This window comes from Pseudoduganella violacea, assembly GCF_014191875.1.
In the GTDB taxonomy this organism is placed as follows: domain Bacteria; phylum Pseudomonadota; class Gammaproteobacteria; order Burkholderiales; family Burkholderiaceae_D; genus Rugamonas; species Rugamonas violacea_A.
On the sequence record NZ_JACHXD010000002.1, the window covers coordinates 428,965 to 444,544 of the forward strand.

Annotated in this window: 11 protein-coding genes; all 11 read left to right on the forward strand. The window is 65.1% G+C overall.

Translation table 11 applies throughout. The features are described from left to right. Positions 1-115 precede the first annotated feature (115 nt). The 11 genes from FHS03_RS04990 to FHS03_RS05040 all read left to right on the forward strand — a co-directional run bounded on the left by FHS03_RS04990 (position 116) and on the right by FHS03_RS05040 (position 15,580). The gene (locus FHS03_RS04990) at positions 116-574 is read left to right on the forward strand and encodes a MarR family winged helix-turn-helix transcriptional regulator (protein ID WP_183439896.1); all 459 of its coding nucleotides are present in this window, start codon (positions 116-118) and stop codon (positions 572-574) included. Positions 575-796: 222 nt separating this feature from the next. Further along, positions 797-3,208 carry a M1 family metallopeptidase gene (locus tag FHS03_RS04995; RefSeq protein WP_183439897.1) on the forward strand — a complete coding sequence of 804 codons (2,412 nt, stop codon included), beginning with the start codon at positions 797-799 and terminating at the stop codon, positions 3,206-3,208. Continuing rightward, positions 3,208-3,717 carry a DUF6702 family protein gene (locus FHS03_RS05000; RefSeq protein WP_229426061.1) on the forward strand — a complete coding sequence of 170 codons (510 nt, stop codon included), beginning with the start codon at positions 3,208-3,210 and terminating at the stop codon, positions 3,715-3,717. Before FHS03_RS04995 ends, FHS03_RS05000 begins: the two co-directional genes overlap by 1 nt. A gap of 26 nt (positions 3,718-3,743) precedes the next feature. Next, complete coding sequence (locus FHS03_RS05005) at positions 3,744-5,798, forward strand: TonB-dependent receptor (RefSeq protein ID WP_183439898.1); 2,055 nt, start codon at positions 3,744-3,746, stop codon at positions 5,796-5,798. 45 nt (positions 5,799-5,843) lie between these two features. Further along, a complete protein-coding gene (locus tag FHS03_RS05010) occupies positions 5,844-6,581 on the forward strand; it encodes a 2OG-Fe dioxygenase family protein (protein ID WP_183439899.1) in 738 nt (245 codons plus the stop codon). 90 nt (positions 6,582-6,671) lie between these two features. Continuing rightward, the gene (locus tag FHS03_RS05015; RefSeq protein ID WP_183439900.1) at positions 6,672-8,027 is read left to right on the forward strand and encodes a hybrid sensor histidine kinase/response regulator; all 1,356 of its coding nucleotides are present in this window, start codon (positions 6,672-6,674) and stop codon (positions 8,025-8,027) included. 27 nt (positions 8,028-8,054) lie between these two features. After that, entirely contained in the window at positions 8,055-8,888 is an 834-nt protein-coding gene (locus tag FHS03_RS05020) for a response regulator (RefSeq protein WP_183439901.1), read from the forward strand. Between the two features lie 325 nt (positions 8,889-9,213). Then, entirely contained in the window at positions 9,214-9,885 is a 672-nt protein-coding gene (locus FHS03_RS05025; protein WP_183439902.1) for a CerR family C-terminal domain-containing protein, read from the forward strand. Then, the gene (locus tag FHS03_RS05030; RefSeq protein WP_183439903.1) at positions 9,882-11,294 is read left to right on the forward strand and encodes an efflux transporter outer membrane subunit; all 1,413 of its coding nucleotides are present in this window, start codon (positions 9,882-9,884) and stop codon (positions 11,292-11,294) included. The genes FHS03_RS05025 and FHS03_RS05030 overlap by 4 nt, the downstream gene beginning before the upstream one ends. Next, positions 11,291-12,451, forward strand: a complete 1,161-nt coding sequence (locus FHS03_RS05035; protein WP_183439904.1) for an efflux RND transporter periplasmic adaptor subunit — start codon at positions 11,291-11,293, stop codon at positions 12,449-12,451. Before FHS03_RS05030 ends, FHS03_RS05035 begins: the two co-directional genes overlap by 4 nt. 9 nt (positions 12,452-12,460) lie before the next feature. Continuing rightward, a complete protein-coding gene (locus tag FHS03_RS05040; protein ID WP_183439905.1) occupies positions 12,461-15,580 on the forward strand; it encodes an efflux RND transporter permease subunit in 3,120 nt (1,039 codons plus the stop codon).

The following is a 15,580-nucleotide window of genomic DNA, read 5'->3' on the forward strand; positions in this document are numbered from 1 at the left end:
CCGATATTTTATGTACCCCTGCATGGCTGCAATTGTTGTTTTTTTATTAGCAAGCTGCTGTTGTTCGCATCCAAAATAGCTTGCAAGTAGATAGCGCACTATCTATACTGCCTGCATGGCTACCCCTTCTTCCAATCCCCTGCACCAGGTACCGCGCCTGGACGCCCAGCTCTGCTTTGCGCTGTACTCGACTTCGCTGGCGATGAACAAGCTGTACCGCAAGCTGCTGCGCAAGTTAGGACTGACTTACTCGCAATACCTGGTCATGATGGTGTTGTGGGAACAGAACGAACAAACCGTGTCGGCCCTGGGCGAGCGCCTCTTCCTCGATTCGGCCACCCTGACCCCGCTGCTCAAGCGCATGGAACAGGCGGCGCTGATCCACCGCAACCGCTGCCCCAACGACGAACGCCAGGTCATCATTTCGCTGACCGAGCAGGGCGACCGCTTGCGCGAGGAAGCCGCCAAGCTGCCCGAGCAGGTGCTGTGCGCCAGCGGCTGCGATGTGGCGCAGATTGTCGACATGAAGGAAACCTTGAATACCCTGCGGGCCAGCCTGATGAAAAACGCCTGAACAGCGATGGAGGCCGCTGCAAACTGGCTGTGGCTAGGCGCCGCGCCGAAGACAGTGCGCCTGCACGGCAAGGAGCGGTAACGACGCCACAGCCAGTTTGCAGCGGTCTCCTATATTCGTTTTTGTTTCATGGTTGTTACAAATCAGTCGAACCATGACACATTTTCTGCGCTTAGAATACCCTGCAATATTTCCTAAAACTAAAATATTTCAGGGGATTCAATGAAGCGTTTGCCTTTCGGCCTGGCTGTGTTCAGCCTGGCGTTCTCGGCTTTTGCCGCCGAACCGTTCGACGACAAATTCCGCCAGCTCGACGAGCTGCTGCCCACCGCCACGCCCTACCGCACCGCTTCCGGCGCGCCCGGCCACGCCTACTGGCAACAGCGCGCCGACTACACCATCCGCGCCACGCTCGACGAGGCCAAGCGGGCCATCAGCGGCAGCGGCCAGATCACCTACCACAACAACTCGCCCGACACGCTGCGCTATCTGTGGCTGCAGCTGGACCAGAATATCTACAAGCCCGACTCCGACGCGCGCCGCATGCTGACCGCGCCGTCGCGCGAAGCGTGGACCCGCGCCCGCAACGAAGAAGAAGGCATGAAGTTCGAGGGCTTGCGCGGCATCCTGGCCGGGCGCGAGTTCGACGGCGGCTTCAAGATCGCCGCCGTGAAAGCGGCCGGCGGCCAGGCGCTGAAATACACCATCAACCAGACCATGATGCGCGTCGACCTGCCCACGCCGCTGAAGCCGGGCGAGCGTTTCAGCTTCGGCGTGGACTGGGAATACAAGATCAACGAACAGAAGGTGCTGGGCGGCCGCTCCGGCTACGAGTACTTCGAAGCGGACAAGAACGCCCTGTTCGAAATCGCCCAGTGGTTCCCGCGCATGGCGGCCTACTACGATGTGGCGGGCTGGCAGCACAAGCAGTTCATCGGTTCCGGCGAATTCACGCTGGAATTCGGCGACTACGACGTGAAGCTGACCGTGCCGGCCGACCACGTGGTGGCCTCCACCGGCGAGCTGCAAAATCCGAACGAGGTGCTGAGCGCGGCCCAGCGCGAGCGCCTGCAGCGCGCGCGCAGCAGCGGCAAGCCGGTAGTGATCGTGACCCAGGCCGAAGCCGAAGCGGCCGAAAAGTCGGTCAGCAAGGCCAGCAAGACCTGGCACTTCAAAGCGAAGAACGTGCGCGATTTCGCCTGGGCTTCGAGCCGCAAATTCATCTGGGACGCCCAGGGCTACAAGAAGGACGGCACGGACGTGATGGCCATGTCCTACTATCCGAAGGAAGGCAATCCGCTGTGGGAGAAGTATTCGACCCCGGCCATCATCCACACCATCGAGCAATACAACAAGTACAGCTTCGACTATCCCTATCCGACCGCGATCTCGGTCAACGGCCCGGTGGGCGGCATGGAATATCCGATGATCTCCTTCAATGGTCCGCGTCCGGTCAAGGACAAGAAGACCGGCGAGATCACCTATTCCAAGCGCAGCAAGTACGGCCTGATCGGCGTCATCATCCATGAAGTGGGCCACAACTACTTCCCGATGATCGTCAATTCCGACGAGCGCCAGTGGACCTGGATGGACGAGGGCCTCAACACCTTCGTGCAGTACCTGGCCGAACAGGCGTGGGAAGAGCACTATCCGCAGTCGCGCGGCGAACCGCGCGCCATTGCCGACTATATGCGCTCGAAAAACCAGGTGCCGATCATGACCAACTCGGAGTCGCTGCTCCAGTTCGGCAATAACGCCTACGCCAAGCCGGCGGCGGGCCTGAACATCCTGCGCGAAACCATCCTGGGCCGCGAGCTGTTCGACTATGCCTTCCGCGAATACGCGCGGCGCTGGAAGTTCAAGCATCCCACCCCGGCCGACTTCTTCCGCACCATGGAAGACGCCTCCGGCACGGACCTGGACTGGTTCTGGCGCGGCTGGTTCTACACCACCGACCCGGTCGACATCAGCGTCGACGGCATCAGCGAAGTGGGCGTGAGCAGCAAGAATCCGGAGACTGAAAAGGCCTGGAAGAAGGCGCGCCGCGACGCCGAGCCGGAATCGGTCACCGACCAGCGCAACAAAGGCATGGCGCGCCGCCTTGACGCCCATCCCGAGCTGAAGGACTTCTACAACGAGCATGACGACTTCACGGTCACCAACAAGGACCGCAACAAGTACCAGGAAGACGTCGAGAAGCTGGAGCCATGGGAGAAGGAGCTGCTGGCCCAGGGCAAGCATATCTATCTGGTGGACTTCAGCAATCTGGGCGGCATGGTCATGCCCCTGATCCTGGAGCTGGAACTGAAGTCGGGCAAAAAATACATCGAGCGCGTGCCGGCCGAAGTGTGGCGCTACTCGCCGAAGAAGATCACCAAATTGATCGTCACCGACGAGCCGCTGGTGGGCCTGACCCACGATCCTTACTGGGAGACGGCCGACATCGACAACAGCAATAATGCCTGGCCGCGCAAGCTCACGCCCTCGCGCCTGGAGCTGTACAAGATGGAACAGGGCCGCGATAACCTGATGAAGGACTTCGCCACCCCGCTCAAGACCAAGGAACCGGAAGAAGACAAGAAGCCCGCCAACGGCAAGGATGCCAAGGCGGACGCGGAGATCGGCAAGCGCTGATGCCCATGCCAGTCTCCCGTCTTCTGCGCGCGACCGTGGCCGCCGCCCTGCTCTGCCTGGGCGCGGCCGGCCATGCCCATAACTACCATATGGGCATCGCCGACATCAGCCTCAATGCGCGCACCGGCAGCACCGAAGTGGTGCATACCTACACGGCGCACGATGTGGAGGCGCTGCTGACCAATCTCTATCAGCGCCAGTTCGACCTGGGACGGGAAGAGGACCAGCAAGCCTTCCGCCGCTATCTGGACCAGCAATTCCACCTGAGCGTGAACGGCCGCCGCCTGCCGCTGCAATGGGTGGGCATGCAACTGCGTTCGGACACCGTGACCGTGTTCCAGGAAATCGAAAAGACCGCCCTGCCCGCCGGCGCCGTGCTGCACAACGCCGTGCTCAGCGACTTCCTGCCCACGCAGACCAATACCGTCAATATCGGCGCCGCCAGCGACGGCCGCGCCGCCCTGACCCTCATCTTCAACTCGCAAAAGAACGAACAGACGCTGCCCTGAGCGCGGCCTGTTCGCAGACCGCTTTCATGACACGCCATTCCTCCGTACTCTCTCGCTGTTCCGCCACCTTCCTGCTGCTGTGCGCCCCGCTCGCGGCGCTGGCCGACGATCCCTTCGTGCAGCGCGTGCTGGTCGACGGCTCGCGCATCAGCCAGCTCGGCCTGGCCGATGCGGCGGGCATGGGCAGCATCAGCCAGCGCCAGCTCGAAGCGCGCACCAACTACCGTCCCGGCGAACTGCTGGAAGCGACGCCCGGCCTGATCGTCAGCCAGCATAGCGGCGAGGGCAAGGCCAACCAGTTCTACCTGCGCGGCTTCAACCTGGACCACGGCACCGACCTGCGCACCACGGTCGACGACATGCCGGTGAATCAGCGCAGCCATGGCCACGGCCAGGGCTGGACCGACCTGAATTTCCTGATTCCCGAACTGTCGGCCCGCCTCGATTACAAGAAAGGCCCGTATTCGGCAGCGGAAGGCGACTTCGCCTCGGCCGGCGCGGCGTCGATCACCTACGCCAACCGCCTGCTGCGCGGCGTGGCCAGCGTCACCGGTGGCCAGAACGGCTATGCGCGCGCCCTGCTGGCCGACTCGCCGCAACTGGGCAAAGGCGCCCTGCTGTATGCCATCGAAGCCCTGCACAACGACGGCCCCTTCACGCGCGGCGACAACTACCGCAAGGTCAACGGCGTGCTGCGCTACAGCGAAGGCTATGCCAACAACGGCTTCAATCTCACGGCCATGGCCTACCGCGCCAACTGGAACGCCACCGACCAGATTCCGCAGCGCGCCGTCGCCAGCGGCGAATTGGGCCGCTTCGACGCCATCGACAACACTGACGGCGGCGCGGCGCGCCGTTTCAGCCTGTCCGGCCAGTGGCGGCGCACGGCGGAAGACAGTTCGTCCAAGGTCAGCGCCTATCTGATCGCCAACCGCCTGCAGCTGTTCTCCAACTTCACCTACTTCATGGACGATCCGGTCAACGGCGACCAGTTCGCCCAGCCCGACCGCCGCGTCACCAGCGGCGTGAACGCCAGCCATAGCTGGCACCGGCACGACGGCGACCTGGCGTCCACCACCACCATCGGCCTGCAGGCGCAGAATGACAATATCCATAATGGCCTGTACCACACCAAGGCGCGCCAGACGCTGGACGTGACGCGCGAAGACCATATCGTCGAATCGAGCCTGGGCCTGTATGTGGAAAACCAGACGCGCTGGACGCCCACCTTCCGCACCGTGGCCGGCGTGCGCGCCGACCATTACCGCTTCAAGGTCGGCAGCGACCACGCGGAAAATTCGGGCAAGGCCAACGACACCCTGCTCAGCCCCAGCCTGAACCTGATTTTCGGCCCCTGGGCGCAGACGGAGTTCTACGTCAACGCCGGCAATGGCTTCCACAGCAATGACGCGCGCGGCACCACGATCACGGTCGATCCGAAGAGCAAGGAGGCGGTGGACAAGGTGACGCCGCTGGCCCGTTCGCGCGGCCTGGAAGTCGGCGTGCGCAGCGAATGGGTGCCGCGCCTGCAAAGCGCCCTTTCGCTATACCGCCTGGACTTTGACTCGGAGCTGGTCTTCATCGGCGACGCCGGCAATACCGAGGCGGGCCGCCCGAGCCGCCGCTACGGCGTGGAATTCTCCAACTACTACAAACCCCTGCCCTGGCTCAGCATCGACGCCGACATCGCCTTCGCCAAGGCGCGCTACCGCAACGACGATGCGGCCGGCCGCCGCATTCCCGGCGCGGTGGAAGGCGTGGGCCAGCTGGCCGTCACAGTGGACAATCTCGGCCCCTGGTCCGGCGCCCTGCGCCTGCGCTACTTCGGCCCGCGCCCGCTGGCCGAGAACAATGCAGTGCGCTCGAAAGCCAGCACCACGCTAAATGGCCGCATCGGCTACCGCTTCAACAAGGATACCCACCTGGAGCTGGAAGCCTTCAACCTGGCCAACCGCCGCGTCTCGGCCATCGACTACTACTATGCTTCCCGCCTGCGCGGCGAAGCCGAGGCGGTCGAGGATGTGCACTTCCACCCGGTCGAATCGCGTTCGCTGCGCCTGACCCTGAGCCGAACTTTCTAGTTAGTAATACAATAGACTCATCATCCACCGCTACCGCTGCCGCCCATGAGTTCTGCCGCCCCCACCTTCACCCATCCCGCCCAGGTCAGCGAGGCGCTGCGCGCCCATGGTTATGCCCTGCTGCCGCCGCAGGACGTGGCGGCGCTGGCTGGCTGCACGGTGGCGCAGCTGGCCAGCCTGCTGCCCAGCTGGGACCAGCTGGAACTCGACAATTACCTGAAGGATGGCGGCCGCTATCGGCGCCGCCGCCACGCCTGCTTCGTGCAGACGCCGCAGGAACTGAACCAGGCGCCGCACCGCGCCCACTGGCAGCCGGTGGAATACAACGCTCTGCACGGCGGCATGCACCGCCTGTTCGAGCCGGTGCTGCCGGAAACCGTCGCCAACCCGGCCTGGCAGGGCCTGGTGAACGGCATCGGGCGCCTGTGCTTCGCCGCGCGCCCGCAGCCGGCATGGTATGTGGAAGCCCACCAGTTCCGCATCGACACCGCCGACGGCATCGGCCGTCCGACGCCCGAAGGCGCGCACCGCGACGGCGTCGACTTCGTCGCCGTGCTGCTGGTGGCGCGCCACGAGATCAAAGGCGGCGAGACGCGCATCTTCGAAGCCGATGGCCCGAACGGCAAACGCTTCACGCTGAACGAGCCCTGGTCGCTGCTGCTGATGGACGACGCCGTGGTGATACACGAATCGACGCCGATCCAGCCGCTGACGGATCACGGCCACCGCGACACCCTGGTGCTGACCTACCGTGCCGGTGGCTTCCAGGGCGAAAGCAACTAGGCTGGGGCTGTGGCGCACGAAAGTACAAGGCCTTGGGAGCAAAATCCTATATAGTCACAACAGCTGTGCATCCTCATAGGGAGGTAGTTCGTGGACTCAAGCTATGAAATCCAGCCTGATGAGATCGAGATTCTCATCGTCGAAGACAGCCCGACCCAGGCCGAACGCCTGCGCCGCCTGATCCAGTCGATGCGTTACGGCGCCCGCGTGGCCGCCAACGGCAAGCTGGCGCTGGAATCGATCCGCGAACGCAAACCGCACCTGGTGCTGTCCGATATCGTGATGCCGGAGATGGACGGCTACACGCTATGCCGCACCATCAAGAACAATCCCGAGCTGCGCGACATCCCCGTCATCCTGGTCACCTCGCTGACCGATCCCAAGGACATCATCCGCGGCATCGAATGCGGCGCCGATAACTTCATCCGCAAGCCCTATGCGGAAGACTATCTGCTCAACCGCATCGGCCATATGCTGGTCAACCAGAAGCTGCGCAAGGACCAGAATATGGAGGTCGGCATCGCCCTCTATCTGGGCGACCAGAAGCACTTCATCAACGCCGAACGGCAGCAGATCCTCGACCTGCTGATCTCCACCTATGAACAGGCGGTGCAGGTCAACAGCGAGCTGCAGGCGCGCGAACGCCAGGTGATCGAACTGAATATGCGCCTGGCCCACCACGCCGGCGAGCTGGAAACCATCAACCGCGAAATCGCGCTGAAAAATCTGGAACTGGCCGAAGCGAGCCGCATGAAATCGGCCTTCATCGCCAATATGTCGCACGAGCTGCGCACGCCGCTGAACGCCATCATCGGCTTTACCGGCGCCCTCTTGATGAAGCTTCCCGGCCCGCTGACCGATGAACAGGACCGCCAGCTCAACACCATCCGCAACAGCGCGCGCCACCTGCTCTCGCTGATCAACGATATTCTCGACGTGGCCAAGATCGAAGCGGGCAAGGTCACGCTCTCGGTCGAACATGTGCAGTGCCAGGACCTGATCCGCGAAGTGGCCGACACCCTGCGCCCGCTGGCCGTGCAAAAGGGCCTGGAGCTGGAGATCGAGCTGGCGCCGGAACCGGCGGACCTCGACACCGACCGGCGCGCCCTGACCCAGATCCTGATCAACCTGGCCAACAACGCCATCAAGTTCACCGAGAAGGGCCGGGTGAAGATCAGCCTGAGCCAGCGCAGCGAAGGCGGCCACCGCATCACCGAATTCGCCGTGGCCGACAGCGGCGCCGGCATCCGTGAAGAGGACCAGGCCAAGCTGTTCCAGGCCTTCTCCCAGCTCGATTCGACCTCGACGCGCCATGCCGAAGGCGCCGGTCTGGGCCTCTACCTGTGCCAGAACCTGGCCAATCTGCTGGGCGGCGCCCTCTTCTTCACCAGCGATTTCGGCAAGGGCAGCGTGTTTACATTGGCGATGAAAAGCAAGCTGCATTAGGGGCTTGGCAAACCTGGGGAGGCGGCGATGGCGGCACGCGTACTGATCATCGAGGACAACCAGGCCAATATGGATTTGCTGGTCTACCTGCTGGACGCCGTCGGCCACCAGCCGCTGTCGGCCTTCGACGGCGAAGAAGGCGTGGCGCTGGCGCAAAGCGAACGGCCCGACCTGATCGTCTGCGACCTGCACCTGCCCAAGCTCGATGGCTACGGCGTGCTGCAGGCGCTGCGCGGCCAGCCCGCCACGCGCGGCATTCCCGTGGTCGCCGCCAGCGCCCTGCCGGTCAACGACAACGGCGCCGCGCTGCGCCGCGCCGGCTTTACCGGCTGCGTGCCCAAGTCGCTGGAGCCCGACGTGCTGGTGCCGGCGCTGGAAGCCTACCTGCCGCCGGCGCTGCGCATCGGCCGTCTGCCGGCCGGGCATGAAGAGAACGTGGCGGCGCCCGCCGCGCCAACCAGCGACCACGCCGCCATCCACATCCTGCTGCTGGACGCCGCGCCCGAGTACGCGGGCCTGAGCCGCAGCCTGCTGTCCCACTTTGGCTACCGCCTGACGGTGGTCTCGGAAGCGGCCCAGATCGCGGCCTGCACGGTCGAACATTTCGATTTGCTGCTGTGCGACATCGGCCTGCCCGACGCCGGCCGCCAAGCCCTGGTCGCGCAAGCGCTGCGCAGCTTCGCGCAATTGCCCGCCATCCTGATCCAGCCCGACGATGCCGCGCCGCCGGCCGGCCGCATCCCGCCGCCGCGCCTGCTGTCGCACCCGCTCGAGCCGGCCCAGCTCGCCGCCGCCATCGACGCACAGCTCACCGCAGCCCAGTCTGACGCAAGCGACATGATGGACATTTCGTCATCGTAGTTCTACGGTATTGCAGCGCAACATCTAGAAGCCTATATTGGAACTGTCTCCTCCAAGCGTTCAAAGAACATTGGAACTTGCCCGCTCCCGCAGCGGGCTTTTTTTCGTCCCCGTTTGATCCCCCTCAACAAATGTCCGACACTGGTGCCTGACACCAGGGTCGGACATTTGTTGAGGCAGATCAAACAACTTTCGGTATTTTGCTTAGTCTTTTCTTAAGATTGGCGACGGCTTCCGATGCTAGGCTTAGACTGCGTATTACATAAGTAAATCAAATGACTGATTTACTTATATCAAATGTTTTAATTGTATGCTTTAATGCTGCATGATTGACAAAACTCCCACCCGAAAACCCCGCTCCGATGGCGAGCAGTCGCGCGAACGCTTGCTGTTGGCGGCCATGCGCCTGTTCGCGGAACAGGGCTATGCGCGTACCTCGACACGCGAGATTGCCTTGGCGGCGGGCGCCAATGTGGCGGCGATCAGCTACTACTTTGGCGATAAGGCAGGCTTGTACCGCGCCAGCCTGACCGATTTGATGCCGCTGCCGGAGTCGAATATCGAGATGTTCAACCAGCCGCATTTCACGCTGCGCCAGGCGCTGGAGGGCTTCTACGCCCAGCTGCTGGCGCCCGTGATGCAGGGCGAATTGGCCCAGCTGTGCATGCGCATGTGGATGCGCGAAATGCTGGAGCCGACCGGCTTGTGGACCGAGGAAATCGTCAACGGCATCAAGCCTGAGCATCTGGCGATGACGGAGGTGCTGGCGCGCCATCTCGGCGTGCCGCTGCCCAGCGACGATGTGCAAAGGCTGGTGCATGCGATCGCCGCCATGGCGGTGCAGCTGATGATCGGCCGCGACGTCATCCATATCTGCTCGCCGCGCCTGATGCAGGGGCCGGATCCGATCGGTCACTGGATTCAACACCTGGTCCGTTATGCCGAAGCCCTGGTGGCGGCGGAGAGGATCAGACTACAAGAAGAAGGGAAAGCATGAAGATTCGTTCAAGCGCGCTGGCCGTGTCGGCAGCGCTGGCGCTGGCCGCTTGCGGCACGTCCGGGCCGGCCGGCAAGGTCGCGGCCGGAACGCCGCCGCAGTGGCAGGCGCCTTTGCCGCATAACGGCAGCATTACCGACCTGGCCGGCTGGTGGCAGCACCAGGGCGATCCACTGCTGGTGGAGCTGATCGAAGCGGCGCAGCAGGCCAGTCCGAGCATCGCCAGCGCCCAGTCGCGCATTGCGCAGTCGCGCGCCGCGCGCGTGGCCTCGGGCGCGGCGCTGGCGCCGCAAGTGAACGCGGTGGCGACATCCACCCGCATGAGCAAGCAGTCGGAGGCGCCGGTGAACACCACCTCGCAAGCCATGCTGCAGGCTTCGTGGGAGATCGATCTGTTCGGCGCCAACCGCGCCACGCGCGACGCGGCCCAGGCGCGCTACGAGAGCGCGCAGGCGGGCTGGCATGAGGCGCGCGTCTCGGTGGCGGCGGAAACGGCCAACCAGTATTACAGCCTGCGCGCCTGCGAACGCCTGCTGGCGGTGGCGCATGAGGACAGCGTGTCGCGCCAGCAGACGGCGAACTTGACGCAGCTGAGCGCCAAGGCCGGCTTCCAGTCGCCCGCCAACGCGGCTTTGGCCAGCGCCAGCGCGGCCGATGGCCGCAGCCGCGAGGTGGCGCAGCGCGCCGCCTGCGATATCGACGTCAAGGCCTTGGTGGCGCTGACCGCGCTGGGCGAGCCGGAGCTGCGCCAGAAGCTGGGCGCGAACGCGGCCCAGGCGGCGCTGGTGCCGGCGCAAGGCGTGGGCATCGCCAGCTTGCCGGCGCACACCCTGAGCCAGCGTCCCGACGTGTTCACCGCCGAACGCGAAGTGGCGGCCAGCAGCTTTGAAGTGGCGGGCGCGCAGGCGGAACGCTTCCCCAGCCTGTCCATCAGCGGTTCGGTGGGCCGCGGCCGCATCCACGCCAATGGCGCCAACGTGACCGCCAACACCTGGACGGTCGGCCCGCTGCAAATGACCCTGCCCATCTTCGACGCCGGCACGCGCCGCGCGAATGTGGATGCGGCCAAGGCGCGCTACGAAGCGGCCGTGAGCGGCTATCGCGGCAGCGTGCGCCAGGCGGTGCGCGAAGTGGAGGAGGCGCTGGTGAACCTGGACAGCACGGCGCAGCGCGGCAACGACGCGCAGACGGCGCTCGATGGCTACCGCCTCAATTTCACGGCCACCGAGGACCGCTACAAAAACGGCCTGGCCAGCCTGTTCGAGCTGGAAGACGCGCGCCGCACGCGCCTGGCGGCCGAAACCACGGTAGTCGGCCTGCAGCGCGAGCGCAGCGCCGCCTGGATCGCCCTCTACCGCGCCGCCGGCGGCGGCTGGCAAGCACAATCGACTGATACGGAAAAACCATGAAGAACATCAAGATGAAACCGGCCGCCCTGGCCACATTGGCCGCCCTGGCGGTCGCCGCCGCGGGCAGCGCGCTGTACGCGCCGGCCTCGGTGGCCGCCGACGAGAAGAAGGCCGAGGCGCAGAAGCCGGCGCTGACCGTGACCACCGCCCGCCCGCAGAACGCCACCCTGCCCAACCGCCTGACCGCCAACGGCAACGTGGCCGCCTGGCAGGAAGCGAGCATCGGCAGCGAATCGAACGGCCTGCGCCTGACCGAGGTGCGCGTGAACGTGGGCGATGTGGTGAAGAAGGGCGAAGTGCTGGCCGTGTTCTCGGCCGATACCGTCAACGCCGAACTGGCCCAGGCGCGCGCAGCCGTGCTGGAAGCCGAAGCCAATGCCGCCGAAGCGAAAGGCAATGCCGAACGGGCGCGCACGCTGGAAAGCAGCGGCGCCCTGAGCGCCCAGCAGATCAGCCAATACCTGACCGCCGAGCAGACCGCCAACGCGCGCATCGCTTCCGCCAAGGCGGTGCTGGCGACGCAGCAACTGCGCCTGAAGTACACGCAGGTGGTGGCGCCTGACGCCGGCGTGATCTCGGCGCGCAGCGCCACCGTGGGCGCCGTGGTCGGCGCGGGCACGGAGCTGTTCCGCATGATCCGCCAGGGCCGTCTGGAATGGCGCGCCGAAATCACCGCGTCCGAACTGCGCCGCATCAAGGTCGGCGCCAGCGCGCTGGTGAAAGCCGCCAACGGCAGCGAACTGACGGGCAAGGTCCGCATGATCGCGCCGACTGTGGACGCGCAGACGCGCTCCGCCCTGGTCTACGTGGACCTGCCGCCGAACAGCAGCCAGGACGCGCCGTTCAAGGCCGGCATGTTCGCCAGCGGCCAGTTTGAGCTGGGCAGCAGCGACGCCATGACCGTGCCGCAGCAGGCCATTGCCGTGCGCGATGGCTTCAGCTATGTGTTCCGCCTGAACGGCGACCAGCGCGTGAGCCAGATCAAGGTGCAGACTGGCCGCCGCCTGGGCGACCGCATCGAGGTGCTGAACGGAATCAAGGGCGATACCCCGGTAGTGGTGAGCGGCGCCGGCTTCCTCAACGACGGCGATCTGGTGCGCAATGTGGCCCCAGCGGCCGCCACCGCCTCGGCCAAGCCGGTCAAGGCCGGCAACTAAGGAGCGTCCGTGAACTTTTCCGCCTTATCGATCAAGAATCCGATCCCGGCCATCATGCTGTTCGTGCTGCTGACCCTTGCCGGTCTGCTGGCATACAAGGCCAATCCGGTGCAGGACTTCCCCGATATCGAACTGCCCATCGTCACCGTCAGCGCTTCGCTGCCGGGTGCCGCCCCGGCCCAGCTGGAAACCGAGGTGGCGCGCAAGATCGAGGATTCGGTGGCGACCCTGCAGGGGATCAAGAATATCTACACCAAGGTGCTGGACGGCACCGCCACCATCACCGTCGAATTCATCCTGGAGAAGAATATCTCCGACGCGGTGAACGATGTGCGCGACGCTGTGGCGCGCGTGAAAGCCGATATGCCGGCCGAGCTGCGCGACCCGGTGGTGAGCAAGGTGTCCACCGCCGGCCGCGTGGTGCTGACCTTCGTCGTCACCAATAAGAAGGATAGCGGCACGCGCATGGACGACCAGGAACTGAGCTGGTTCGTCGACAACGCCGTCGCCAAGCGCCTGCTGTCGGTGCATGGCGTGGGCGCGGTCAAGCGCGTGGGCGGCGCCAGCCGTGAAATCCGCGTCGAGCTGGATGACGAGCGCATGGCCGCGCTGCGCGTCTCGGCGCTCGACGTGTCGCGCCAGTTGCGCCAGGTGCAGAAGGAAGCGCCGGGCGGACGCGGCGACGTCAGCGGCGCCGAGCAATCGGTGCGCACCATCGCCACCGTGCAGACGGCGGCCGACCTGGCGCGCATGGATATCCCGCTGGGCGATGGCCGCCATGTGCGCCTCGACCAGGTTGCCACCGTGAGCGATACCGTGGCCGAATCGCGCGCCGTCGCCACCCAGGACGGCAAGCCGGTGGTCGGCTTCGAGATTTTCCGCACCAAGGGCGCCAGCGAAACCGATGTGGCGCGCGATGCGCGCGCCGCCGTGGAAGAGCTGCAGAAGGGCAACCCGAATATCGAGATCAAGCAGTCGATCGACAATGCCCAGCCGGTGGAGGAAAACTTCGAAGGCTCGATGGAGTTGCTGTACGAAGGCGCGCTGCTGGCGGTGCTGGTGGTGTGGTGGTTCCTGCGCGACTGGCGCGCCACCCTGGTGGCCACGGCCGCCCTGCCCCTGTCGGTGCTGCCGGCCTTCCTCGGCATCTTCTGGTTCGGCTACACGCTCAACACCGTGACCCTGCTTTCGCTGGCCCTGGTGGTGGGCGTGCTGGTGGACGACGCCATCGTGGAAATCGAGAACATCGAGCGCCACCTGCATATGGGTAAGTCGCCGATGCAGGCCGCGATGGAAGCGGCCGATGAAATCGGCATGGCGGTGATCGCCACCACCTTCGCCCTGGTGGCCGTGTTCCTGCCGACCGCCTTCATGGGCGGCGTGCCGGGCCTATTCTTCAAGCAGTTCGGCTGGACCGCCGTGCTGGCTGTGCTGGCGTCGCTGGTGGTGGCGCGTCTGCTGACGCCGATGATGGCGGCCTATATGCTGAAACCGGCCAAGCCCAAGGCGCACCAGGGCGACGGCTGGCTGATGCAGCGCTATATGAAGACCATGCGCTGGTGCCTGACCCACCGCCACATCACGGCGATCGCCTCGATGGCCTTCTTCGTCGGCTCCATCATGCTGGTGGGCCTGCTGCCGACCGGCTTCGTGCCGGCGGCCGACCGCGCCCAGACCCAGATCAATCTGGAACTGCCGCCCGGCTCCACGCTGGCGGAAACCAAGGCGGTGGCCGAGCAGGCGCGCCTGGCCGCCATGCGCGTCAAGGGCGTAACCGAGGTGTTCAGCTCCATCGGCGGCGGCTCCAGCGGCGACGCTTTCGCACCGGGCGCCGCGGCCGAGGCGCGCCGCGCCGTGCTGACCATCACCACCACGCACCGCAACGACCGCAAGGAATCGATGACCGACATCGACAACGGCCTGCGCGAACAGCTGGCGCATATTCCCGGCGCGCGTTTCAACGTCGGCCCGCCCGACACCGGCGTGAAGATGCAGCTGGTGCTGCGCAGCGAAGATCCGCTGGCGCTGACGGAAGCGGCGAAGAAGGTGGAGCGCGAGCTGCGCACCCTGAAAGGCATCGGCAACGTCACCTCCAGCGCCTCGCTGGTGCGTCCGGAAATCATCGTGCGTCCCGATTTCGCCAAGGCCGCCGACCTGGGCGTGACCGCCGCCGCCATCGGCGAAACGGTGCGCGTGGCCACGGCCGGCGACTACGACTTCGACCTGACCAAAATGAACCTGCCGGAACGCCAGGTGCCGATCCGCGTCAAGCTGCCGGACGCCGTGCGCGCCGACCTCGATTCCATCGGCCGCCTGACGGTGCCGGGCAAGAACGGCCCGGTCATGCTGGCGAACCTGGCTTCCATCACGATGGAAAGCGGTCCGGCCCAGATAGACCGCCTGAACCGCAGCCGCAACGTGACGCTGGACGTGGAACTGGGCAGCCGCTCGCTCGGTGAGCTGAACGAGGAAGCGCGCGCCCTGCCGTCGATGAAGAACCTGCCGCCGTCGGTGAAGATCGCGGAACTGGGCGACGCCCAGGAGATGGCGGCGCTGTTCGCCAGCTTCGGCCTGGCCATGCTGATCGGCGTGCTGTGCATCTATGGCGTGCTGGTGCTGCTGTTCAAGGACTTCATGCAGCCGGTGACGATTCTGGCGGCGCTGCCGCTGTCGATCGGCGGCGCCTTCGTGGCCCTGCTGATCACGCGCAGCGCGCTGTCGATGCCATCCATGATCGGCCTGATCATGCTGATGGGGATCGTGACCAAGAATTCGATCCTGCTGGTGGACTATGCGATCCTGGCGCGCCAGGCCGGCATGGGCCGCTTCGAAGCCCTGGTCGATGCCTGCCACAAACGTAGCCGTCCGATTCTGATGACCACCATCGCCATGGGCGCCGGCATGATGCCGCTGGCCCTGGGCTGGGGTGCCGACCCCAGCTTCCGTTCGCCGATGGCGATCACGGTGATCGGCGGCCTGATTACCTCGACCCTGCTCAGCCTTCTGGTGGTGCCGGCCGTGTTCACCTATATCGACGACGCCGAACACCTGTTGGGACGCATCATGCGCAAGCTGCGCCGCCATAAACACGAAACCCCGCCTGTCCATCAGGCCTCACCATCCAAATAA

Coding starts and splice junctions, on each gene's coding strand:
- FHS03_RS05035 (WP_183439904.1), top strand. CDS start 11,291: ATGAAGAACATCAAGATGAAACCGGCCGCCCTGGCCACATTGGCCGCC.
- FHS03_RS04990 (WP_183439896.1), top strand. CDS start 116: ATGGCTACCCCTTCTTCCAATCCCCTGCACCAGGTACCGCGCCTGGAC.
- FHS03_RS05005 (WP_183439898.1), top strand. CDS start 3,744: ATGACACGCCATTCCTCCGTACTCTCTCGCTGTTCCGCCACCTTCCTG.
- FHS03_RS05010 (WP_183439899.1), top strand. CDS start 5,844: ATGAGTTCTGCCGCCCCCACCTTCACCCATCCCGCCCAGGTCAGCGAG.
- FHS03_RS05020 (WP_183439901.1), top strand. CDS start 8,055: ATGGCGGCACGCGTACTGATCATCGAGGACAACCAGGCCAATATGGAT.
- FHS03_RS05000 (WP_229426061.1), top strand. CDS start 3,208: ATGCCCATGCCAGTCTCCCGTCTTCTGCGCGCGACCGTGGCCGCCGCC.
- FHS03_RS04995 (WP_183439897.1), top strand. CDS start 797: ATGAAGCGTTTGCCTTTCGGCCTGGCTGTGTTCAGCCTGGCGTTCTCG.
- FHS03_RS05025 (WP_183439902.1), top strand. CDS start 9,214: ATGATTGACAAAACTCCCACCCGAAAACCCCGCTCCGATGGCGAGCAG.
- FHS03_RS05030 (WP_183439903.1), top strand. CDS start 9,882: ATGAAGATTCGTTCAAGCGCGCTGGCCGTGTCGGCAGCGCTGGCGCTG.